The organism is Streptomyces sp. NPDC101191 (genome assembly GCF_044767915.1).
In the GTDB taxonomy this organism is placed as follows: Bacteria; Actinomycetota; Actinomycetes; order Streptomycetales; family Streptomycetaceae; genus Streptomyces.
This window is the reverse complement of sequence record NZ_JBIWOU010000001.1, coordinates 230,885-251,778: the sequence shown is the minus strand read 5'-3', so window position 1 is coordinate 251,778 and position 20,894 is coordinate 230,885. Positions and strand designations below refer to the sequence as shown.

The 20,894-nt window shown below is 72.1% G+C and carries 19 protein-coding genes; 4 read left to right on the top strand and 15 right to left on the bottom strand.

The genetic code is table 11. The annotated features are described in order from the left end of the window. Nucleotides 1-159 precede the first annotated feature (159 nt). The 10 genes from ACIRQF_RS01130 to ACIRQF_RS01085 form a co-directional block, all read right to left on the bottom strand. Nucleotides 160-1,416 (bottom strand): phenylacetate--CoA ligase family protein, encoded by a 1,257-nt coding sequence (locus ACIRQF_RS01130; protein ID WP_404087779.1) that lies wholly within the window; start codon nucleotides 1,414-1,416, stop codon nucleotides 160-162. Next, the gene (locus ACIRQF_RS01125; RefSeq protein WP_404087777.1) at nucleotides 1,416-2,357 is read right to left on the bottom strand and encodes an SDR family NAD(P)-dependent oxidoreductase; all 942 of its coding nucleotides are present in this window, start codon (nucleotides 2,355-2,357) and stop codon (nucleotides 1,416-1,418) included. Before ACIRQF_RS01125 ends, ACIRQF_RS01130 begins: the two co-directional genes overlap by 1 nt. After that, a complete protein-coding gene (locus ACIRQF_RS01120) occupies nucleotides 2,354-3,655 on the bottom strand; it encodes an MFS transporter (RefSeq protein ID WP_404087775.1) in 1,302 nt (433 codons plus the stop codon). Before ACIRQF_RS01120 ends, ACIRQF_RS01125 begins: the two co-directional genes overlap by 4 nt. Then, nucleotides 3,652-4,869, bottom strand: a complete 1,218-nt coding sequence (locus ACIRQF_RS01115; RefSeq protein WP_404089474.1) for a phenylacetate--CoA ligase family protein — start codon at nucleotides 4,867-4,869, stop codon at nucleotides 3,652-3,654. Before ACIRQF_RS01115 ends, ACIRQF_RS01120 begins: the two co-directional genes overlap by 4 nt. A 5-nt stretch (nucleotides 4,870-4,874) precedes the next feature. Then, complete coding sequence (locus ACIRQF_RS01110) at nucleotides 4,875-5,942, bottom strand: RimK family alpha-L-glutamate ligase (protein ID WP_404087773.1); 1,068 nt, start codon at nucleotides 5,940-5,942, stop codon at nucleotides 4,875-4,877. Next, the gene (locus ACIRQF_RS01105; RefSeq protein ID WP_404087771.1) at nucleotides 5,939-7,369 is read right to left on the bottom strand and encodes a KamA family radical SAM protein; all 1,431 of its coding nucleotides are present in this window, start codon (nucleotides 7,367-7,369) and stop codon (nucleotides 5,939-5,941) included. The genes ACIRQF_RS01110 and ACIRQF_RS01105 overlap by 4 nt, the downstream gene beginning before the upstream one ends. 14 nt (nucleotides 7,370-7,383) lie before the next feature. Continuing rightward, complete coding sequence (locus ACIRQF_RS01100; RefSeq protein ID WP_404087769.1) at nucleotides 7,384-9,090, bottom strand: class I adenylate-forming enzyme family protein; 1,707 nt, start codon at nucleotides 9,088-9,090, stop codon at nucleotides 7,384-7,386. Between the two features lie 617 nt (nucleotides 9,091-9,707). After that, nucleotides 9,708-11,084 carry a flavin monoamine oxidase family protein gene (locus tag ACIRQF_RS01095; RefSeq protein WP_404087767.1) on the bottom strand — a complete coding sequence of 459 codons (1,377 nt, stop codon included), beginning with the start codon at nucleotides 11,082-11,084 and terminating at the stop codon, nucleotides 9,708-9,710. Further along, nucleotides 11,081-11,377, bottom strand: a complete 297-nt coding sequence (locus ACIRQF_RS01090) for an acyl carrier protein (RefSeq protein WP_404087765.1) — start codon at nucleotides 11,375-11,377, stop codon at nucleotides 11,081-11,083. The genes ACIRQF_RS01095 and ACIRQF_RS01090 overlap by 4 nt, the downstream gene beginning before the upstream one ends. After that, nucleotides 11,367-12,920, bottom strand: coding sequence for an amino acid adenylation domain-containing protein (locus ACIRQF_RS01085; protein ID WP_404087763.1), 1,554 nt, complete (start codon nucleotides 12,918-12,920; stop codon nucleotides 11,367-11,369). The genes ACIRQF_RS01090 and ACIRQF_RS01085 overlap by 11 nt, the downstream gene beginning before the upstream one ends. A 593-nt stretch (nucleotides 12,921-13,513) precedes the next feature. Between ACIRQF_RS01085 and ACIRQF_RS01080 the strand changes: the two genes are divergently transcribed. From ACIRQF_RS01080 to ACIRQF_RS01065, 4 genes are read left to right on the top strand one after another with little or no spacing between them, the layout of a single operon-like run. Beyond that, nucleotides 13,514-14,200, top strand: coding sequence for a HemK2/MTQ2 family protein methyltransferase (locus ACIRQF_RS01080; RefSeq protein WP_404087761.1), 687 nt, complete (start codon nucleotides 13,514-13,516; stop codon nucleotides 14,198-14,200). A 43-nt stretch (nucleotides 14,201-14,243) separates the two neighbouring features. Next, nucleotides 14,244-14,441: a CDGSH iron-sulfur domain-containing protein gene (locus ACIRQF_RS01075; RefSeq protein WP_376633928.1), complete on the top strand. Its 198-nt coding sequence runs from the start codon at nucleotides 14,244-14,246 to the stop codon at nucleotides 14,439-14,441. Beyond that, on the top strand, nucleotides 14,441-15,478 hold the full coding sequence (locus ACIRQF_RS01070; protein WP_404087759.1) for an iron-containing redox enzyme family protein: 1,038 nt from the start codon (nucleotides 14,441-14,443) through the stop codon (nucleotides 15,476-15,478). Before ACIRQF_RS01075 ends, ACIRQF_RS01070 begins: the two co-directional genes overlap by 1 nt. Nucleotides 15,479-15,525: 47 nt before the next feature. Beyond that, nucleotides 15,526-16,275, top strand: coding sequence for a ZIP family metal transporter (locus tag ACIRQF_RS01065; RefSeq protein ID WP_404087757.1), 750 nt, complete (start codon nucleotides 15,526-15,528; stop codon nucleotides 16,273-16,275). A gap of 296 nt (nucleotides 16,276-16,571) precedes the next feature. Here the strand turns inward: ACIRQF_RS01065 and ACIRQF_RS01060 are convergent, their stop codons facing one another. The 5 genes from ACIRQF_RS01060 to ACIRQF_RS01040 all read right to left on the bottom strand — a co-directional run bounded on the left by ACIRQF_RS01060 (nucleotide 16,572) and on the right by ACIRQF_RS01040 (nucleotide 20,663). Further along, complete coding sequence (locus ACIRQF_RS01060; RefSeq protein WP_376633934.1) at nucleotides 16,572-16,838, bottom strand: DUF4235 domain-containing protein; 267 nt, start codon at nucleotides 16,836-16,838, stop codon at nucleotides 16,572-16,574. Next, nucleotides 16,835-17,299: a DUF3618 domain-containing protein gene (locus ACIRQF_RS01055; RefSeq protein ID WP_404087755.1), complete on the bottom strand. Its 465-nt coding sequence runs from the start codon at nucleotides 17,297-17,299 to the stop codon at nucleotides 16,835-16,837. Before ACIRQF_RS01055 ends, ACIRQF_RS01060 begins: the two co-directional genes overlap by 4 nt. Further along, on the bottom strand, nucleotides 17,296-17,712 hold the full coding sequence (locus ACIRQF_RS01050; protein ID WP_404087753.1) for a phage holin family protein: 417 nt from the start codon (nucleotides 17,710-17,712) through the stop codon (nucleotides 17,296-17,298). The genes ACIRQF_RS01055 and ACIRQF_RS01050 overlap by 4 nt, the downstream gene beginning before the upstream one ends. Nucleotides 17,713-18,022: 310 nt before the next feature. Continuing rightward, entirely contained in the window at nucleotides 18,023-18,853 is an 831-nt protein-coding gene (locus ACIRQF_RS01045) for a Rieske 2Fe-2S domain-containing protein (protein ID WP_404089472.1), read from the bottom strand. Between the two features lie 301 nt (nucleotides 18,854-19,154). After that, nucleotides 19,155-20,663 (bottom strand): DUF4246 domain-containing protein, encoded by a 1,509-nt coding sequence (locus ACIRQF_RS01040; protein WP_404087751.1) that lies wholly within the window; start codon nucleotides 20,661-20,663, stop codon nucleotides 19,155-19,157. Nucleotides 20,664-20,894 lie beyond the last annotated feature (231 nt).

Below are 20,894 nucleotides of genomic sequence, written 5' to 3'. Positions count from 1 at the left end.
CGGGCGCGGGCGGGGGGCCGGCCCCGCCGGGGGGGGGGGTGGCCCGGGGCCGCCCCCGGGCGGGGGGGGGCGCGGGGCCCCCCCCCCCCCCGGGGGGGCCCCCCCCCCGGGCGGGCCCCCCGGCCCTCAGCCCGCGGCCTGGCCGAGCCTCCGGCCCCGTCAGTCCGCCGGGCGCTCGTCCACCACCTGTTGGAGCTTGCCCGTTCGCGGGTTGGTGGTCAGCTCGGACCGGGGCACCCACTCGATGCCCAGTTCGTGGATGGCGCCGTCCGCGACCTCCGCCGGGAAGAGCGGCCGGGCCGCGTAGACCGCCTCGACGAGGCGGGCGCTCAGGTCCGCCGGGGGCTCCTCGACGTACCCCAGGCGCAGGATGAGACCGTCCCGTCCGTCCCAACGCCGCTGCACCATCTGCATCCCGGCGATGTACCGGTCCCGGTCCGCCTCCACGAGCACCGCGCGGACGTCCTCGATCGGCATCGAGACCGTACCGACGCGACCCCCCTCCATGGACCGTCCGAGCAGTCGGAACCGCCGGCACTCGGCGTCGACCCACTCGCCGCGGTCGCCCGCGGGAAACCTGATGACCGGCATGAGCGTGCGGAACAGGTTGGTGACCAGGACCCGGCCCGGCACCCCCGGTGTGGTGATGGGCTCGCCGGTGACTTCGTCCACGAGTTCCACGATCGTGCGGTGCGGGAACGCCTCGTGCACCCGCACGTCCTCGCCGGGTACGGGCCGTCCGACGAGTCCCGCGTCGATGGAGGCGTAGCCGACCGAGGCGATGGCAGCCTTGGGGAAGGCGCGCAGCAGGATCGGCCGGAGATCGGTGAACAGCAGATCGCCGCCGAAGAGCAGCAGTTCCACCGAGTCGGCGGTCTGTCCACGCCGGATGAGGCATTCCGCCACGGCGGCCAGCTTCATGGGGACGCCGGCGAGGGCGTTGACCCCGAAGTCGCCGATCAGGTCGGCGATGAACTCGTTGGGGGCTCCGGCCCCGACCGGGAGACGGACGTTGTCCACGGGCGCCGCGTGCAGGGCGTGTTCGATGTACAGCATCCCGCCGTACAGTTCGCCGGCCCAGAAGAGGTTGGCCACCCGGTGTCCCGGCTTCAGCCCGGCCTGCACGATGCCGGCGCCGAACGCGGTGACGGAGTCGGCGTGTTCCGAGCGTGACCAGACCGACAGCTTGGGGACACCGGTGGTGCCCCCGGTCTTGTAGACCCCGGCATCGGTCAGCGGCCCGGTCAGCACCCTGTTGTCCGGCCAGGTGTTCGCCGCCCAGAACTCCGTGTGGTCGATGACGGGGAGCTGGGTGAGGTGCGAGACCGTCCGCGGCACGTCCCGGTACGCCTCCGCGTAGAAGGGGGAGTGGGTGCGGACGAAGTCGACCAGTTCTTGGAGGGATTTGGCGGGCACTACGTCTCCTGCTCTGTGTCGGCGTCGGCGTCTGCGGATTCCGGCGGGCGCCCGATCCAGGTACGGGCGAGTCCCTGGACGACGGAGCCGTCGCGGTCGGTCAGCTTGCGCTCCAGGTAGGCGGCTGCCCAGGAGTTGGTCGGGACACGGAAGGGCGGCCGCTCGGAGCGCAGCGTCCGCACGACGACGTCCGCCACCTCGGCCGCGGTCTGGCCGGCGCCCTCCCATCCCTGGTGGGCGACCCAGTGGACGTAGTCGGCGAAGGTGGGGGCGTAGGGTCCGGAAGCGGCCTCGATGGTCTTGCGGTTGATGTCGGGAAAGATCCCGAAGGACGTGTCCTTGACGAAGCCGGGGACCACCACGGACACCTTCACGCCGTGCGCGTCCGCCACGGGGGCCAGGGCCTCCATGAACCCCTCGACCGCGAACTTGGCGGCGCAGTAGGCCTCGTTGAAGGGCTGACCGACGACTCCGTGGACGCTGCCGATGGTGAGCAGGTGGCCCCGGGCGGTCCGGAGCAGCGGCATCGCGGCCCGGCTCACCTCGACCACCCCGAAGAAGTTCACCTCCAGGTTGGCCCGCAGCGCATCCGTGGTGGACATCTCCAGCGTCGGGTCGAAGTTGGAGATGCCGGCGTTGTTGACCACGGCGTCCAGTCGTCCGTACGCCTCGCGCACCCCATCGACGCAGCGGGCCACGGAGTCGGGGTCGGTGACGTCCAGCCTCCGGATGTCCAGGGCGACCCCGGCCCGGTCCGCCGCCTCCTGGAGCGCTCCGGCACGGGTGGGCTCGCGCAGGGTGGCGACCGTGGCGAAGCCCGCCCGTGCGGCGGCGATCGCCGTGGCCAGTCCGATGCCCGAGGACGTCCCGGTGATCAGCGCCACCCGGGGCGCCTGCGGCTCTCCCCGATCTCCAGGGGACGCCGCGAGCGGCGCGGTCATGAGGTGCCCTCGGCCAGGGCCGGTTCGGCGTCCCCGTGGCCCGCCCCCGGATCTCGCTGCCGTTCCGCCGCGTCCAGCAGGGGCTGGATGCGGAGGGCGGGCAGGAAGGAGCAGGCCGCGAGCAGGGTGCCGCCGGCCATGGTGACCCGCGCCGCGTCCAGCACCCCCAGCGGGCCGCTGAGCACGCTGACGGCAACGCCTCCCACCAGGGCCGCCAGCGGGATCACGCCCCAGGTGGCGGTCCGGAAGGCCGCGTGCATGACGCCTTGGTTGTGCGTGGACATCCGGGACTGCCGGATGGGCGCGCTGGACACGTTGATGCAGGACATGAAGAAGCCGTAGCAGCCCATGGTCACGGCGATCACCGCGCCCGCAGGGAGGGCGGGTGCGGCGAGCACGCCGAGCCCCACGAGACAGTGCAGGAGCAGCGCCCAGGCCAGCATCCGCCCGGTTCCCAGCCGTTCGCCGGCCTTCGGTGCGAGGGCCGCGCCGGCCAGGGCCCCCACGGCCGCCACGGACATGGCGGCACCGAAGACGCCGACGGAGACGCCGAGTCCCTGATAGGCGAGGATCGGGAGCACGGTGACGAAGACGGGGCCGCCGCAGTTGAGCGTCACGGCCGCCACCACCACCCGGCGCAGGACGGGGTCGGACCAGTTCAGCCGGAAGCCGGCCGTGAGCCGCTGCCACACCGATCCCTCGGCGACGGTCCGCTCGCCCCAGGGCCGCATGGACCGGATGCACAGGGCGGAGATCAGATAGCTGGCGGCGTCCACGAGCAGGGCGGCCACGCCCAGCGCTCCGTAGAGGCCGGCCGCCAGGGAGGGGCCGGAGACCTCGGAGACCGAACGGGTGCCCTCCAGCCGTGAGTAGGCGCGGACCAGGTGGTCCTTCGGCACCACGGCGGGCACCGCGACCAGGTAGCCGACGGTGAAGAAGATCGTCGCGCCACTGATCACCGCCACACAGGCGAACAGCAGTGGCGTGGAGAGCCGGCCCTGCCAGTACGCCACGGGAATGACGGCCACGGCCGCCAGCCGGGCGAGGTCGCACACGAGCAGGGTGCGGCGGTTGTCCCACCGGTCGACCAGCACGCCGGCGAGCGGACCGAGGAGCGGGATGCCCAGGTACTGGGCCATGGCCACGATGCCGACCTGGAAGGCGGAGGCGTCCAGGAGAAAGATCATGACCGTCGGCACCACGAAGACGGTGATGCGGTCGCCGACCGTGCTCACCGACTGGCCGATCCAGAAGCGGTTGAACTCGGGGCCCAGGGACGCCGGACGCAGGCGCTTCACGGCCCCTCCCGTACCACGAGACCGGCGGTCTTGCCGGTTCGCTCGTTGCTGATCAGGTCGGCGACGGGGCGTACGCGGAAGTTCTCCGGATCGTGCTGGAAGGCGGTGCTGAGGGTGAAGGTCTCGGCCAGGAGTTCCTTGCGCAGCCGCTCGACGTCCACGGACGCGCCCGGTTCGGTCACGACCAGGAGCTCCACGGCTCCGGCGCGGCCCCCGGTCTCGGTGATCAGGACCTGGGAGCGGGTGACGCCCGGCTCCCGCTCCGCACGGGTGATCAACTCGTCCACGTGCAGACCCAGGCCGCGGACCTGGACGACGCTGTCGCGCCGGCCCGCCACCCGCATGGCCGGCCCCGGCCGGCCGCAGGGGCAGGCCACCAGCCGTCCGGCGTCTCCGGTGCGGTAGCGCAGCACCGGGTTGAGCATCTCGGGGTCGAGGGTGGTGAAGTCCAGCAGTTCGTCCTCGTCCACGTGGACGAGTTGATGGGGCAGGGTGTGGAAGGTGTCGGCCGGGCAGTCGGGGCTGTTGGTCCCCACCACCCAGGTCTCCGTGCTGCCGAACATGCCCCAGCGCCGGGCCTCCGGCGCGACCGCCGCCATGTCCTCCTCCATCTGCGGCTGCCAGGCCTCGCCCAGCCAGAGCACCTTGCGCAGGGCGGGCAGCTCGACCCCCGCGGCCCGGGCGTGGGCGAACCAGAGCCGGAGCACGCTCGGGGTGCCGCCGATCGCCGTCACCTCGCGCGCCGCGAAGAAGGCCAGCCACTCGGCGTACTCGTCCCTGGTGACCGAGCCCAGCGCGATCACCTGGCAACCGGACAGGTCGGCGAGGGCCGCGGCCAGGAAGTGCGCGCCCCACATGCGGCCGGCACCCCAGGCGTTGACGAAGACGTCCTCGCGCTCCAGCGGCTGCCAGTGTGCGTGCACTCCGGCCATGTAGAAGCCGGTGGGCGCGTGGCCCAGTTTGGGCGCCCCGGTGCTGCCGCCACTCTGGAAGAGCCAGGTGGCACCGTGCTCGGCGCGTGGCCGGAGGTGGGCCAGGGCGACGTTGAGATCGTCCTTGAGCAGCGGAGGGAGCGCGGCGACGTCGTCGAGGGTGCGGACGTCGGCGCAGCCGCGGTAGCGTGCGGCCAGTTCCGGGACCTGGCGCAGACGCCCGAGTGTGCGGCGGGCGACCGTGAGCCGTGGCTCGGCCGCCTCCGGGGTGAGCGAGAACATGGTGGTCAACTCCCTTCCTTCGGTGAGGCGAACGCGGGCGCGGCGCCGTCACCGGGTCCGGCGCCATCGGCGTCGGCGTCGGCGAGGTGCCGGGCGTGGGCGTCCCGGTAGGCGACGAACCGGGCGCGCGTCACGTCCCGTTGGATCTGCCGGTCCGGGTCTCCGGGAACGTGGGGGATGACGCCGTCGGGCTCCAGCTCGGAGAACCAGAACCGCTGCCCGTCGTGGAGGAAGTCGACGCAGAAGAAGGGAATGGACAGCCGCTCGGCGAAGTAGGCCGCGGCCTTGGCCAGTTCCTCGGGTACCGGGACGAACTCCATGGCGCCGCCCCGGCTCGCGTTGGCGACCGCCGAGCCGGGTTCCGGAGTCCGCTTCAGGACCGCGTGGGCGACGCCGTCGATCACGTACACCCGGTAGTCGACGGTGCCGTCCCCCAGATAGGGCTGGACCACCAGGGTGGTGTCCCCGCCCTGGGCGAGGCTGGCCAGACCACGGATGTCGCCGGCGCTGCGCGCCAGGTTGATGCCGCCGCCCCCGCACCAGCCGGCCGGCTTGACGACCGCCGGGTAGGTCATGGTGCCGAGGGCCACCTCGTACAGGTGCTTGCTCACGTCGCGGCCCGTGCCGATGCGGACGGACGGGATCGGGGGGATCGGCGAGCCGCCGAGGTGGAGCAGTGTGGCCAGCTTGTCGTTGCCGATCAGGGAGGTCTCGGGCGGGAACGGCAGGTAGAACCCGGCCTGCTGCAACACCGTGCACAGCGCGTACTGGTTGAAGATGTCCGGCTGCTGGTACGGCAGGGAGTAGAGCGCGGTGATGAAGAGCGTGTCGCGGGGGGTGACCGGTTCGCCGTCCACGTAGACACGGGCGCTGCCGGGCTGCGTGCCCTCCACCGTCACCGCGTCGGGGGAGTGCCGGGTCCAGGTCATGCCGAGGTCCTCGGCGACCTCCGCGTACAGGTCCCAGAACATGGCGTGCCACGACGCGGTGGACCGGGTCGACTCCCGGTCGGGGAAGATCCAGCACATCCGGCGCAGCGAGCCGGTGGCGGAGCGGACTGGTGTGGGATTCACGGGGTGTCCTCGGGTGAGGTGGGTCGGGGGTGCGGGGCGCCGGCGGGCCCGTCCGCGGCGGGGGCGCGGTCCGCCCACCAGCGGCGACCGGACTCGGGGAGGGTGTCCAGCGGGTCGTAGTAGGGGTGGCGCCGGGCCAGCGCGGCCCCGAGTTCGGCATCGGGCGACTGCCGCACTTCGAGCTCGGTGCGGTAGTTCTTCGTCCAGTACGAGATGCCGCGTTCGCGGTCGTACGCGACGGCCTGGTGCACCCAGCGCTTGCCGACGTGCGGCACGTCGCACACGATCCGCGGGGTGGCGTAGCCGGGGAGGTAGCCCATGATCGCCTCCTGGAGCCGCTGGGCCTGGTGGACGGAGGTCCGCCAGTGCTCGGCGTGGGGGATCAGGTCGCAGAGGTAGAAGTAGTACGGCAGGATGCTCGCCTCGCCCTGGAGCGCGAAGCACAGGTCCAGCAGGTCCTCGGGAGTGGCGTTGACCCCGCGCATCAGCACGCCCTGGTTGCGGACGTCCCGCACTCCCGCGTCGAGGAGGGCCCGGGCGGCCTCGGCGACCAGCGGGGTGACGGACTGCGCGTGGTTGGCGTGGGTGTGCACCGCGAGATTGACCGCCCGCCCCGCCGCAACGGTCGCGACCCGGCGTACGCCGTCGACCACCTCGGGCCGAAGCCAATGCTGGGGCAGGCCCACCACGGCCTTGCTCGCCAGGCGGATGTCCCGTACCGAACCCAGGTCCAGCAGCCGCATGAGGAAGGCCTCCAGCTGCGGCCAGGGCACGTTGGCGACGTCTCCGCCGGACACCACCACGTCGCGCACGGTCGGCGTGCGCTTGAGGTAGTCCAGCATCTGCTCCTGCCGGTCCCGCGGACGGAGCACGAGCCGGGCCTTCGTGACCTGCGGGGTGGAAGTGCCGACCAGGTCCATCCTGGTGCAGTGCCCGCAGTACTGCGGGCACGTGGAGACCAGTTCGGCCAGGACCTTGTTCGGATAGCGGTGGGTGAGGCCCTCCACCACCCACATGTCGGCCTCGTGCAGCGAGTCCCGCCCCGCCTTCGGGTGGCTCGGCCACCGCGGATGCCGGTCCGAGCGCACCGGGAGCATGTACCGGCGGACCGGGTCCGCGAGGAACGCCTCCGTGAACTCCGTCGGCTCCAGCGCGGCCCCGGGCGCCATCGTGTTCAGCATCTGCGGGGTGAGCAGCATCGTCATCGTGGCGAACTCCGCCTGGTCGGCGGCGAGTTCGCTGCAGAAGCGGTCGGTGAGCAGATCACCGGTGACGGCGGTGAGCTGGCGCAGGTTCTTCACGCAGTGGGCCCGCTGCCACTGGGCGTCGCGCCATTCGCGTTCCGTGACACGGCGCCAGCCCGGCAGCCGACGCCAGTCCGGCTCGGTCAGCGGGGCCCGCGCGTACTGGTACGGCTGCCGGATCATCTGACGTCCCCGGTCTAACGGGCGGTCAGGAGGGTGGCGAGACGGGTCCGGAGCTCTCGCTTGAGCACCTTCCCGGTGGGACCGAGCGGGAAGTCCTCGGGCGCACGCGCGATGTCGACCGCGGCGAGCAGGGTCAGGCCGGCCGCGGCGAGTGCCTTGTTGGCCGCCTCCTGGACCTCCTCGGCGGTGCTCCCGGCGGCTTCCGCCTGCAGCCGCACCACCGCGACGGGACGCTGGCCCTTGCCCGTCCCGGCCGGCACACCGACCACCGAGCAGTCCTGCACCAGTGCGGCGCAGTCGGCCAGCAGCACCTCCTCGATCGGCAGGCTGTACGCCGGGCCGTCGGCGGTGTCGATGACGTCCACCGTACGGTCGAGGTGGTAGAAGCGTCCCTCCGCGTCGCGGCGGGCCACGTCGCCGGTGAGCCAGTAGCCGTTCAGCTCGAACGTGCTGGTCAGCTTGTCGTCGTTCCAGTACCCGGGGGTACGCGAGGGCGTGACCACGCCGAGCATCCCCACCGTGCCGTCGGGGACCTCCTCGCCGTCCTCGTCGAGCACCGCCGCCTTCAGCACCACCTCCAGGGGCTTGCCGACACAGCGGTCGTCGCGCTCGCTCTCCGGCGTGGTCATCTGTCCGAACAGGGCCATGCCCATCTCGGACGAGCCCAGCCCATCGATGAACTGCGAGCCGGGCAGGGCGGGCTGCTCCTCCTTCTCCTGCGGCAGCAGCCACGGTCTGACGAGGCCGGCGGGCCGCTCACCCAGCTGCACCAGCCGGCGGATGTGTCCGTAGTGGGCACTGTCGCCGGTGTTGAACCACGAGTGCACCTTCGCCGCTCCCTTGACCGGGAGTTCGCCGGTGGCCAGTTCCACGAAGGTGCGGGGGAAGGAGGCGACCATGGTGGGCCGGAAGGCCTCCATCACCGGCTCGACGACCGCGCGCCGCCAGTCGGACATCACCACCGTCGGCAGGCCGAGCAGGGTGGCCGTGAGGAAGTAGCTCAGTCCGCCCGCGTGGGTGTGCGGCATGAGGGACATCAGGCGGTCGTGGTTCTCGGCGGGGAAGCGCACCATGCGCGGCTGCTTGCCCTCCCAGAACTGACGGTGCGCCAGCTTGGTGGACTTCGGTGTGCCCGTGGTCCCGGAGGAGTGGATGAGCGCGACCACGTCGTCCGCGGCGTGCTGGTACGGATAGACCTCGGGGAGCTCCGCGGACCCGGCGTCGAAGGCGTGGAGTTCGGATGCCATGGCGATGAAGCGGGGACGGCGGTGAGGCGTCTCGCGGTACGCGGCGGCCAGTCGGGTGGGATCGTCCGCGACCACTCCCACGACGCCCACGTGGTTCAGGTAGCGCACCATCACCTCGTGCCGCATGGCGTCGTTGATCAGCGCGGGAACGGCGCCCAGCGCGGCGAGCGCGAGGAAGTGGAGCACGGGCTCCAGACCCTCGCCGACCACCACGCCGACCGGGTCGCCGGGCCGGACACCGTTGGCCCAATACCACTTGGCGTAGTGGTCGCGCAGCCCGGCGAGGTCGAGCAGGCTGTGGCCCCGCAGTTCGACGGCGCCCCGGTGGTCGACGCGGTGGGTGTACGCGTACGGGACCGCGCGGTGGGGATTGACGGCGATGGCGTGGTCGAGGAAGTTTCCGGCCCCCAGCGTGGGCTCGGTCATCAGCTGCTGTCTGGCCGAGAGAGGGGCGATGGACGTGTGGTCGCTCATGACGGTCTCCCGTTGCGCGTCGCCGGGACGGGGTCCTGGTGGGGCCGGGTCCGGCAACTGGTCAATGGTTGAGTGCACTTGGCGGAACTTGTGGTTCGCTTGCCTGGCCCGTGCGGTGGCGTGGGCTGCCGTACGGGCCGTGAGTGGGTGCGTCGTGCCGCACCACCGGAGGGACGGGGCGGGGCGGCGGATCCGGACCGGCCGCGCTGACGCGACGACCGGCCGGCGCGCGGCCCGTGATGGACGGGGCGTGCGGGTTCGGGGCCGGAAGGCCGGCCGGGGCGAAGGGGCTGATGGACGAGAGGCGGGATGGTCGAGAGGCGGGATGGACGAGAGTGGGGGTCGAGAGGCGGGATGGTCGAGAGTGGGGGTCGAAAGGAAGGTGCGGCGGTCAGGAGGCCTCGCGGAGACAGGCCGCCGGGGCGGGGCCCGACGGACGGCTGTGCGAGGGCCGGGTGTTCACGGGCCGGTCTCCGGCGTGCGGTGACGGACGGCTCATGCGTTCGCCGGAGTCCCAGAAGCCAGAGGCCCGGACGCCCGGTGGCCCGGACGCCCAGAGCCCAGAAGCCAGAGGCCCGGCGGCGCCCGGCGCGGACCGTCCGGCGCCCCGTGTCGCTCTACGGTCGGGCCAGGACCTCCGCCGCGACCCGGCGTCCGGAACGGATCGCTCCCTCCAGCAGTCCGAAGAACTCGGTGCTGGTCTCGGTCCCGGCCCAGTGCACCCGCAGGTGCGGTGCCGTCAGCGTCGGACCGTGCCGCACCCAGTCTCCGGGCCCGAAGAGGGCTGCGTAACAGCCCTTGTTGTAGGCCTCGTTGACCCAGTCCGTCACATGGAAGGCCACCGGATCGGGCAGCATCGGGAAGAGCCGCGCCGCCTGCTCGACCGCCGACGAACGCTGCTCCGCCGGATCGAGCGCCGCGTAGCGATGGGCCTCGCCGCCCGTGACGAAGCCGGTGAGCACGCCCACTTCCGCCCCGGCGGGGGAGTCGTCCACGGTGGACAGCAGCGGGCCTTCGGCGTTCACCGACCAGCCCGACAGGCCGTGGTCGCGCCAGACCGGTGCCGGGTACACCAGGTGCACCTTGACCGCGCAGCCCCGAGCGGTGCGATCACCCGCCCGGCGCGTCGGCGGTTCCGGCCGGTAGTCGACGGCGTCGGCCAGCAGGGGCGGGACGGCCATCACCGCGACGTCGGCCCGGTACTCCCCGCTCGCGGTGCGGACCGTGACCCCGTCCTCGTCCTGGTGCACGGCGCGGACCGGCTCGCCGAGTCGCACCCTGGCGCCCAGCCGGTCGGCCAGCCGCTCGCACACCTGGTGGGCGCCCCCGTCGACGCGGTCCTGCTGGGCGCCGCCCTCGAAGGCGTTGAGGTAGCGCAGTCCACCTCCCGACCGCAGGTAGAAGGCCACGTGCAGGATCGAGACCCGTGCCGGGTCGGCCGCCATCATCTCGCCCAGGAAGAGCGGGAAGAAGAGCCGGGCGTCCGGGTGGGTGAGGTGTCGCTCCGCCCAGGACGCGGCGGTCAGGGCGTCCAGCTCCTCGGCACCGGGGGTGAGCCAGGGGGCGTCGGGGCGGACGGCGGCGGTGAGTTCGTCGAGCCTGTCGAAGAGGTCACCGAGGGCCACGGCGTTGAGCGGAGGGAAGCGTCCGTCCCGTGTGCTCTCCCCGGTCCCGAGCGCGAAGCGGCTCGCTCCCCGCATGGTGGTGGGTGTCGTCTTGAGGTCCAGCTCGGCCGTCAGGGCGTGGAGTGCGGTGTGCCGGTCACCGAGGTAGGCGGCACCCGCGTCCACCCAGCCCTCGGCGGAGACCTGGATTCCGCGGGCCCGGCCGCCGACCCGGTCGCGTGCCTCCAGCACGGTCACGTCGACGCCGCCGGCAACCAGCGCGTCGGCCGCCGTCAGACCGGCGAAGCCCGCTCCGACCACCACGGCACTGGTGACGCCCCGGGATCGCCCGGCGGAGCCGGCGACGACGGAGCCGTCGCGGGCGGTCACCGGGCGGCCGCGATCTTCGCGGCCAGCCGCTCGGGGGTCGGGGCGCCCATGAAGTCCTCGAAGGTCAGCTCCACTCCGTAGGACCGGGCGACGGAGCTGAGCACCCGGGTGGCGACCAGCGAGTCGCCCCCGAGGAGGAAGAAATCGGAGTCCGCGGAGATCTCCTCGACCTCCAGTACGCGCCGGAACATCGCCACCACACCCTCGGTGTCGGCGCCGGCACGGGGGCCGGCGGGGGCGCCTGGGCCGACGGGCGCGCCCCCGGCGTCTGAGGCGGTGGTGTCAACGCTCATCAACGGTCTCCTTTGACCTGTTCACGGTGGCGTAACGGAGGTGCGAGGCTTTGCGGTCGACCTTGCCGCTCGTGGTCAGCACGAGATGCGGGACGACGGTGATCCGGCTCGGCACGAGATGGGCGGGTACCCGTTCGCGCAGATAGGTCCGCAGGTCGACGTCCAGATCCGCGGCCTCGGTGTGGGGCCGCGGCACCACGTACGCGACCAGGGCGGCGCGGCCGGCGGTGGTGGTCCCGGTGACGGCGACCGCGTTCACCGCGGGGTGGCCGGCGAGGTGCGTCTCCACCTCGCCGGGGTCGACGCGGATGCCCCGGATCTTGATCTCGTCGTTCAGGCGCCCCTCGTGGGTGAGGAGGCCGTCCGGCGTCCTGCTGACCCGGTCGCCCGTGCGGAACCGGCGTCCTCCGCCCTGGGCGGAGTACGCCTCCTCGGTGGCCCTGGGCATCCCCAGGTAGCCGAGGGCCAGTGCCGGGCCGCCGATCAGCAGCTCGTCCTGCTCGCCGATGTGCTCGGCGACGTGGGGGAGGGCCCGTCCGATCGGCGCCCTGGCGCCGCTGTCCCAGTCCCAGCCCGGGATCGGGGCGCCGGGTCCGTGCAGATCGACGGCATGGGTGATCAAGGTGGTCTCGGTGCACCCGTAGGTGTTGACCAGGCGGATCCGGCCGGTGCCGAGGCGGCTCCAGTCGGCCAGCCGGGCCGGGCTGACGGCCTCGCCGCCGATCACCATCAGCCGGACGCAGTCGGGAAGCGCCGTTGCTTCCTCCGCGAGGTGGATCACGAGCTCGTGCCAGAAGGCCGTGGGCAGATCCAGGACGGTGACGCGCTCGCGCTCGATCATCCGCAGGAACCGGGGGAAGGACCCCGAGTGGGCCGCGCGGTCGAAGACCAGGGTCGCCCCCGTGGTCAGCGTCGGGAAGATCTCTTCGAGCGATGTGTCCCAGTTGAGCGAGGCGAACTGAAGGACCCGGTCCTCTTCGGTCAGGGCGAAGAGGTCACGGAGCGAGCGTACGGAGACCGAGATGGCCCGGCGTGGCGTCACCACCGGCTTCGGCCGGCCGGTGGAGCCGGAGGTGAAGAGGATGTACGCGGCCGCGTCGGGCTCCGGCTCCGGCGCGATGCCGCCGCTCCTCCCCGACCACGTGGTCGGCGGGGCGGAATCCCCTTCCCCGCCGACCACGGATAAGCCGAGTCGGGGGTCGAGAGCCGCACCGGTGGCGACGACCGCGCGGCAGGCCGCGGCGGAGGTCATCTCCCTCTGCCGGGACAGGGGGAAGGCCGGGTCGACGGGACAGTAGACACCGCCGGCCGCGAGAATCCCGAGAAGTGCGATGACGGTCCGTGGGGTGTGCGTCGCAGGCACGGCGATCGCTCCGGGCCGGGGGCCGAGCCGCTCCGCGAGCCCGCTCACGAGCTCGTGCAGCTCCCGGTAGGTCACGACCTGCCCTTCATGGACCAGTGCCGCGCGCTCCGGGTTGCGAAGTGCGGCTTCCGTGAAGGCCTCGACGAGGTCCGGGGTGGTTCGGTAGGTCTCGCACTGCATCGACTTGATCGCCCCAGAAAAGCTTGAAAGCGCCTGTCCGTGCCCGACGAACGGGGACTCTACCTCCGAACATGTGTTGCCACAACGGAAGTTGAGGAGATTTGGGTGATCTCCGTGGACTCGGCGTGAGTGCTCGTGCTCCAGCAGGTCAGAGCGTCTGCGAAGGCTCCGCTTCCACTTCGGCGGAGGTCGCGGTTCCGAGTCGTCGGGAAGCGGCCGGGGTCGCCGGAGAGACGCCTCCCCTGAGGCGGCGGTTCCGGGTCCCTGTCCTCACGGCGGCCGAAAGCGACGGGTGAGCGGGCAGGCATTCGGAGGCCCGGCGTCCGTGACGGTCGACGAAGCGGCGGGAGGCCGCCGCCGGATGCACACGACTCGGGGTCGAGGCTCCGCCCCGCATCGCCTGGGCTCGTGGCCGCACATGCATGGGGCTGCGAAGACCCGGAAGGGCATGCATACGCGAGGCCGCAGGCTCCGGGATCCGCCGCTCGGTCCGGGCGGTGTCCGGAATGAGGTGACGCGGTCGGGGCATGCGCAGATCGTGATCAGTGCGAGTGGCCCCGGCCGGGTGCCGCGTTCGATCCTGGAGGTTCGCCATGTCAAGTACCGCCCCCACCCGGGGTGCGCTGCCGGGAGGTCTGGTCGCCCTTCCGAGGGTGTACCGGCCCCAGGCCGACACTCGTCTCCTCGCCGGAGCGCTCGCCCGCGAGGACCTGGGCCCCGGAAACCGGGTACTGGAGATCGGCACCGGCACCGGAGCGCTCGCCCTGCACGCCGCACGCCGGGGGGCCGCGGTGACGGCCGTCGACGTCTCATGGCGGGCGGTCGTCACGGCACGCGTGAACGCCTTCCTGTCCCGCCTGTCCCTGCGCGTCCTGCACGGCGACTTCGCGGCACGTACGGTCGGCCGCCGCTTCGACCTCGTCGTCGCGAACCCACCGTACGTACCCGCCCCAGGGGCGGAACCACCCTCGCGCGGACCGGAGCGGGCCTGGGACGCGGGTCACGACGGGCGTCTGCTGATCGACCGGATCTGCGCCGACGCCCCGGCCCTGCTGCGGCCCGGCGGCGTGCTGCTCATGGTGCATTCGGCCATGTGCGGGCCGGAGAGGACCCTGGACCGGCTGACCGGGTCGGGACTGGACGCGGAGATCACGGACCGGGCCACCGTGCCCTGGGGCCCGGTGCTGCGCGGGCGCCGGGACTGGCTGGAACGCCAGGGTCTGGCGGAGCGGACCGAGGACAGGGAAGAGCTGGTGGTCGTCCGTGCCCGGAAACTGTGACCCCCGGCCGCGTCCCGCCTCCCCTGCGGCGCCGACCCTCAGGATGCCCGTGGAACCGGACGGGCCGATCCTCGTCGAGGGGCCGGTGGAGATCGTGCTGAAGGACGGCACGACCGCCCGTTCGGACCGCTTCATGGTCGCGTTGTGCACCTGCCGTCGCAGCCGCACGTACCCCTGGTGCGACACCAGCCACCGCCGGCGCGAACGAACCGCTCGCTCACCCGAGGACAGGAACCCCTGATGCCCGATCCCCAGCGCCCGGGCCCGGCGGCCACCGGGCCCGGCCCCTGCCTGGTCGCCGAGCGCGGGCCGCTCTCCCGAGCCGTCTCCGACGCCCTGCGCAGCGGCGACGCGCCCGTGTACGAGACCGCGTCCGTGTCACGGGCCGACCCGTGGGGCGAGGACCTCCAGCTCGCCCTCTACCTGCTGTACGAGCTCCACTACCGGGGCTTCGACGGGGTCGCGGACGCCCTGGAATGGGACCCGGAGCTCCTGCGGCTGCGCGCCGCGCTGGAAGCCCGCTTCCTCGACGCCCTGCGCACCGAGCTGTCCGACGCACCCCGGACCGTCGAGGACGCCTTCGCCCCGCTGCTCGTGGAACCCGTGGACCTTTCCGGAAGCCTCAGCCACCACCTAGAGACCGACGGGGAGCTGTGGCAGCTGCGCGAGTACGCCGCCCTCCGCTCCCTCTACCACCTCAAGGAGGCGGACCCGCACGCCTGGGTGATCCCCCGCCTCACCGGGAGGGCCAAGGCGGCCATGGTCGCCATCGAGTACGACGAGTTCGGCGCCGGCCACGCCGACCGGATCCACGCCCGGCTGTTCGCCGACCTGATGACGGATCTCGGCCTGGACACCTCCTACGGCCGGTACCTGGAGCACGCCCCCGCACCGCTCCTCGCGACCGTGAACCTGATGTCTCTCCTCGGCCTCCACCGTGCGCTGCGCGGAGCCCTGGTGGGCCACTTCGCCTGCGTCGAGGTCACCTCGTCCCCCGGATCCCGGCGCCTGGCCCGCGCCATGCGGCGCTGCGCGGCCGGAGCCGCCGCCGAACACTTCTACGCGGAGCACGTCGAGGCCGACGCCGTGCACGAACAGGTCGTGCGGCACGAAGTGATCGGCGGGCTTCTCGCCGACGAGCCCGCCCTGGAAGCCGACATCGCCTTCGGCTGCGCGGCCACCGTCCTGACCGAGGACCGCCTCGCCCACCACATCCGCCAGGCGTGGGAACAGGGGCGAAGCGCTCTGCGTGAACCGTTGCCGCACACCGGGGGGTGACCCTTCGGCATGCTCTGGATCGTTGATCGGAAGGAAGTGGGACGCCTGTGGTGGGAGCGCTGGTGGCCGGTGGGTGGGGCCTCTTCGCGGGAGCGGCGCTGCTGGTGGGTGCCGCCATCGGCTCGTTCGTGGTCGTGCCGGTGCGGTGGATCGCGCTGGTGATGGCGTTCGGCAGTGGCGTGCTGATCGCCGCGGTGTCGTTCGAACTGATCGCCGAGGCGTACGAGCGGTCCGGCATGACCCCGGTGGTGGCCGGAGCGGCGGGAGGGGCGGTGGTCTACTCAGGTGCGAACGCCCTGCTGGCGCGGCGCGGCGCCCGGCATCGCAAGCGCTCCGGGCAGGAACAGCCGTCGGAGACCGAAGAGCCCGGTTCGGGAAACGCCATCGCGCTGGGAGCGCTGTTGGACGGAGTGCCCGAGTCCCTGGTCATCGGTACGAGCCTCCTTGGCGGCGGGCATCTGGGGGCGGCCACGGTAGGGGCGGTGTTCGTCAGCAATCTTCCCGAGGGGCTGGCGAGTGCCGCGGGCATGCGCCGGGCCGGACGCGGTCGCGGATACGTCTTCGCGCTCTGGGGAGGCATCGCGGTGGTCAGTGGCCTCGCGGCGCTCGCGGGCTACGCACTGCTCGGCGGGGCGCCCGCGAGTGCCATGGCGTTGATCACCGCGCTGGCAGGGGGCGCGATCCTGGCGATGATCGCAGACACGATGATCCCCGAGGCGTACAGCAAGGTTCATGTGCTGACGGGGTTGGTCACCGTCGTCGGGTTCCTCGCTGCGTTCGCCATGGCTCATGCGTAGACAGGCACAGCGTGCGCCATGGCTCATGCGTAGACAGGCCCCGGAGTTCCTCACGCTTGCACTGTCCAGCCGGGACGACGCGCGCGGAGAAAGAGCGTGGGAGAGCTCTGGATGAGGCCGGGGATGCGCGGGATAGCCTCCGGATGAGAGCCGGGGATGCGCGGCAGAGGTCCGGATGCAGAGGTCCGGATGCAGAGGTCCGGATCAGGCCGGGGGACGCGCGGCCGCGCCGCTTTCCCCGGTCCGGCGTCGCCGTGGGCCGGGTGCCGGCCCACGGCTGACGGGTTCGGACGGGTTCAGCTGGGCCAGGTGCCGGTGAGGCGTCGGGTGGTAGCGGCGCCCGCTCGGTCCACGGCGGCCCTGACGAGGGCGAAGATCGCCCCTTGGAGAGCGGCGGCCACCAGGATCTCTGTCCAGGCGCGGTCCTCGTCGGTGGGCTTCGGGGCGTCGTCTTCGTCGCCGATCATCTTCCACGCCTGCTTGAAGGCCGCGCTGGCGAGGAGGCCGCTGAGGGCACCGAGCGTCAGTCCGACGGGCTTGTAGGCGATCTTGGATGCTTTCACTTCTGCCTCCAGGTGCGACGCAGGACCAGGAAGGCCACCAGAGCCGCTGCCCCTGCCAACAGTGCGGGCCGATGGGACCGCGCCGCGTGCGCGGCCGATGCGGCCCCTTCACGGACCTGCTCCGGGGCCGTGGCGGCTGCCAGGTGCCCGGCGTCGGTCGCGCTGTCGCGAAGGCGCGCCCCGGCGCGGGCAGCCGCGTCCAGCACGGAGTCGGGGGTCTTGTCCTTGGCCAGCTCGACCGCCTGGGCCGCCTTGTGCCGCAGCTGTTCGGCGGTCTGGGCGGCCCTTACCGTGGCCTGCTCCTTGACCATGGCCGCCTTCTCCCTGGCCTGCTCCTTGACGTCGGCCTTGCCCGCGAGGGCTTCCACGGTCCGCCCCAGGTCGTCACGCGTGCGCTCGACCCGTTCGCGCAGCTGGTCCGTGGTCGGCGCGGGTTCGTCGCCGTGGGACTGATGGCTCATCGGTGTGCCCTCTCCTTGATCTCGGCCACATCGGCCTTGATGCTGTCGATGGTCTTCTCGGGTGCGGGAGTCCCGGCCTTGGCGACCTGCTTCCTGCCGACCGCCGCCAGTACGGCGGCCGCTGTCGCGAGCAGGACGGCGACGATCAGAGCCGCAGCCCACACCGGCAGGACCAGCGCCAGGGCGGCGATCGCGCCGGCGACCAGGGCCTGAGCGGCCAGGACACCGACGAGGCCCGCTCCGCCGAACAGGCCGCCGCCCACGCCGTAGCGCTTGCCTTTCTGCGCCATTTCGGCCGCGGCCAGCCGCATCTCCTCACGGGCCAGCTCCGAGACCTGCTGCGACGCGCGCCTGACGAGTTCGCCCACCGGCTCGTCCCCGTCGTGGCGGGCACGGCTTCCAACGGAACTCATCCCATTCCTCCCTGTCTTCCGCTTCCCGTGGGTCTCTCAGCCGCGCCTACCCGCCAAGTCGCAGGTCACCCACCGCGCACGCCTGCTCCTTGCACCCGGCGGAGGAATACTCGGGGTGGCACGCGGGCGCGCGGCAGCCGACCCGAAGGCGGAGACTCCTGCGTCCGGAGAGGAGCGGGCCCCGACACGCCCGACCCGTTTCCTGCGGTTCGTCGCCGTCGCGGAGGCGGAGCTGCTCAGGGAACTCGTCGCGGAGAGAGAGGTCCCGCGTCGGAGGCCTTCGTCAGCCCCACAGCGTCGGTCCGCTTTGTCACGAGGAGAGGCGGGCCTCGACGCGCCCCTCGACGATTCGGGCCTCGAAGGCCGGCTGGGGCGCGGTGGCCGGACCGGTCACGTTCCAGCCGTCCTCCAGACGGAACGTGCTGCCGTGCCAGGGACAGACCACGCACCCGTCGACGACCTCGCCCTCGGAGAGCGGGCCGGCCATGTGGCTGCACCGGTCCGCCAGCACCCGGACGGTGTCCTCCCCGGTACGTACGACGACCACGGCCACCTCTCCGACGTGCCCGCGGCGCGGCCGTCCGAGCGGCAGGTCCGTGAGCGCCGCGACGGCGTGCCAACCGGGAGGGACGAGCGCGGCGACCTGCTCGGCATGGTTGGCGCCGGCGGCCTGCCGGTAGGCGAGGTGTCCGCCGATCGCGCCGCCCACGCCGATCGCGGTGAGGCCGCAGAAGCCCCACATCCGGCCACGCCAGTGCCGGCCCCGGCAGCGGGCGGTCAGCGAGGCGGCATACAGGCCGACTCCTGCGATGTTGGCCGCCGCGTGCACCAGGCCGACCCGTTGCTGCGGTTTCCGCATCTCGGCCCAGTCGACCCACCCGGCCACGGCTGCGGGCCCCGCCCCGGCGAGTCCCGCGCCGACGAGCAGCCGTGCGGCGCGGGACTGGCCGGGAACGAGGTCGAGCACGGCGGCCGACAGCCACGCGCCGATGGGGAACTGCACGAGCAGCGGATGTACGGGGTGCCCGAGCCACCGCCCGTGCAGGGCGTCCCGGGCGGACCCCAGCGGAAGACTTCGTACCACTCCCCGGAGGGCGTCAACGACCCGGTCGCCCCGCGAAGACTTCTCCAAACGATCCATCGCCCTCAGCACGACGCCGGCCTCCTGCCCGGAAGGCAGTACCGACCGCAGGGCGGATCCGTACCTCTTCACACCCTCGCGTCTAACCGCAACGCCCGAGTCGAAACGGTACGAGCAAGATGTCCCTTGTGCGCGCCGACGGCGTACGGGTATGGGGTATCACTACGCGTGCCCTGGCGCGTGGGCCCAGGCGGTTGCCCCTCCGTAGGGCTCGCCACCCCTGATCAGCCGGCCGGGGCGAGCAGTCGGCCGGAGAGACCCGGGGAGCAGCGGGCCGGCACCCCGGCGGCGACGCCGAGGCTCAGTGCTCGCAGAGAGAGAACTCTCGTTCGTAGAGCTGTTCGTTGTGTTCGTCGACGAAGAACTTGCGTTCCTGCATGAGTTGTTCGCGGAATCCCTTGGCCTGGTCGAGCGTCATGGTCGAGGTGGCGGACCAGGGTTGCTGCGGCGGCACATCGGAGGTCGAGACGATCTTCTCCGACGGGTCGACCAGGAAGAAGGCGAGAATCTTGCGGTACCCCGGGCGGGTGGGATCCGTGAGGCGGAAAGAGTCGACCCGGTGCTGCAGGATGTTGGGGAACGCCAGGCAGCGGCCGGCCGGCGTCGACGCCGATCCCAGGAGCTGGTTCAGCGCGTCCTCGTCCTCCAGGCCGTAGACCTCCCGCAGACCGTTGTCGTCGTTCTGCTCGTAGTGCGGGTCGTCGAGTGCCGCCCGGAACCCCAGCCGGCTTTCGCTGATGTTCTCGCTGTCCCAGTAGTAGATGCCGGTGGAGACGATCCGCTCGTTCATCATCCCCTCCACGTGCCAGGAACCGCCGGCGTACTCCGGCTTCTCCGGGGTGAGATGGATGGTGGCCAGCTTGACGATGACCTGGAGCCGGCGGCCGCGCAGATCGACTCGGTCGGATGCGTCGGGCAACGCGGGCGGGGTGAAGGCCGGGGCGTCCGGGACGACCGGGCGGCGGTTCTCCCACCAGTCCTCGTGCGCCTGTCCCCATGCGTCAAGGGCATCCGAGTACGCGGCATTGTCCGGGTACGAGGCCTTGTGCGGATACTCCGGCTCGGAGTCGTACCACCCGTAGGGATCGGCCTCGATCCGCAGGGGCCGCGGATGCCGCAGATCGGTGAGCACGTTCTCCAGGAGCGGGCGCATCCTCGCGAACAAGTCTGGCAGAACGGCGGCCAGTTCGGCGTGCGCCTCCGGGTGGACGTTGTTGACGTACGAACGGAAGACGACCTCGCCGTCGTCACTGACGTCGACGTCCGTGGGCAGCCACTGGAACTTCTCCGAGAACTCGTACTTCGAGTACTGGTTCGTCGGATTCCGCCAAGCCCGCTCGGGCGCGCCGCTGGCCTCCCTCACCAGGCAGAACAGCGAGGGATGGACCAGATCCAGGACCTGACCGCCGGATCCGGGATGCCAGTCCCGCTCCGCTTCCGGGACCCGCTCCAGAACCTCGACCGCCGCGCGCAGCCGGGACCTGAGCTTGTCGTCGACGAGGGTGTCCGACTGCCACACCCCGTCGACCGCCGACACCTCGACGCCGGTACGGGCGTCCCGCAGCCCGGCGTAGTGCACGAGTTCGTCGAGCACGTAGCGAACCTGTGCTTCGGTGAGGCCCTGGGCGACCGCTTCCTGCGTCCACCTGGCGACGATGTCGGCGTCGTGCATCTTCTCGAACCATCCTGGCTTCGCCCGAATGTGCGCGCTGCACTGCATCATCTGAAGTTCGCGCAGCGTTCGCGGAGTCGCGAACGACAGGGAACGGGACGCCTGAAAGGGCAGCGGGAAAGCGGACAGGCCAGTCAATTCTCTTGATCCTCCGAGTCGGTGTGCGGTGGCCGGAAGGATACTTCAGCGGACGGACACCGCAGCCTGGCCCTCATCGGCGACGCTCCGGCGGGCCCGTTGCCTGTCGCTGCTCGCCGACCCGGAGGAAGGCGCGGCCTGTGGGCGATCGGGGCCGTGGGAGCGTCGACCACCGGCCGACGCTGCGAGGCGGCCGAGATGTCCCGGGCCGTCCCCCGTACGACTCCCGGA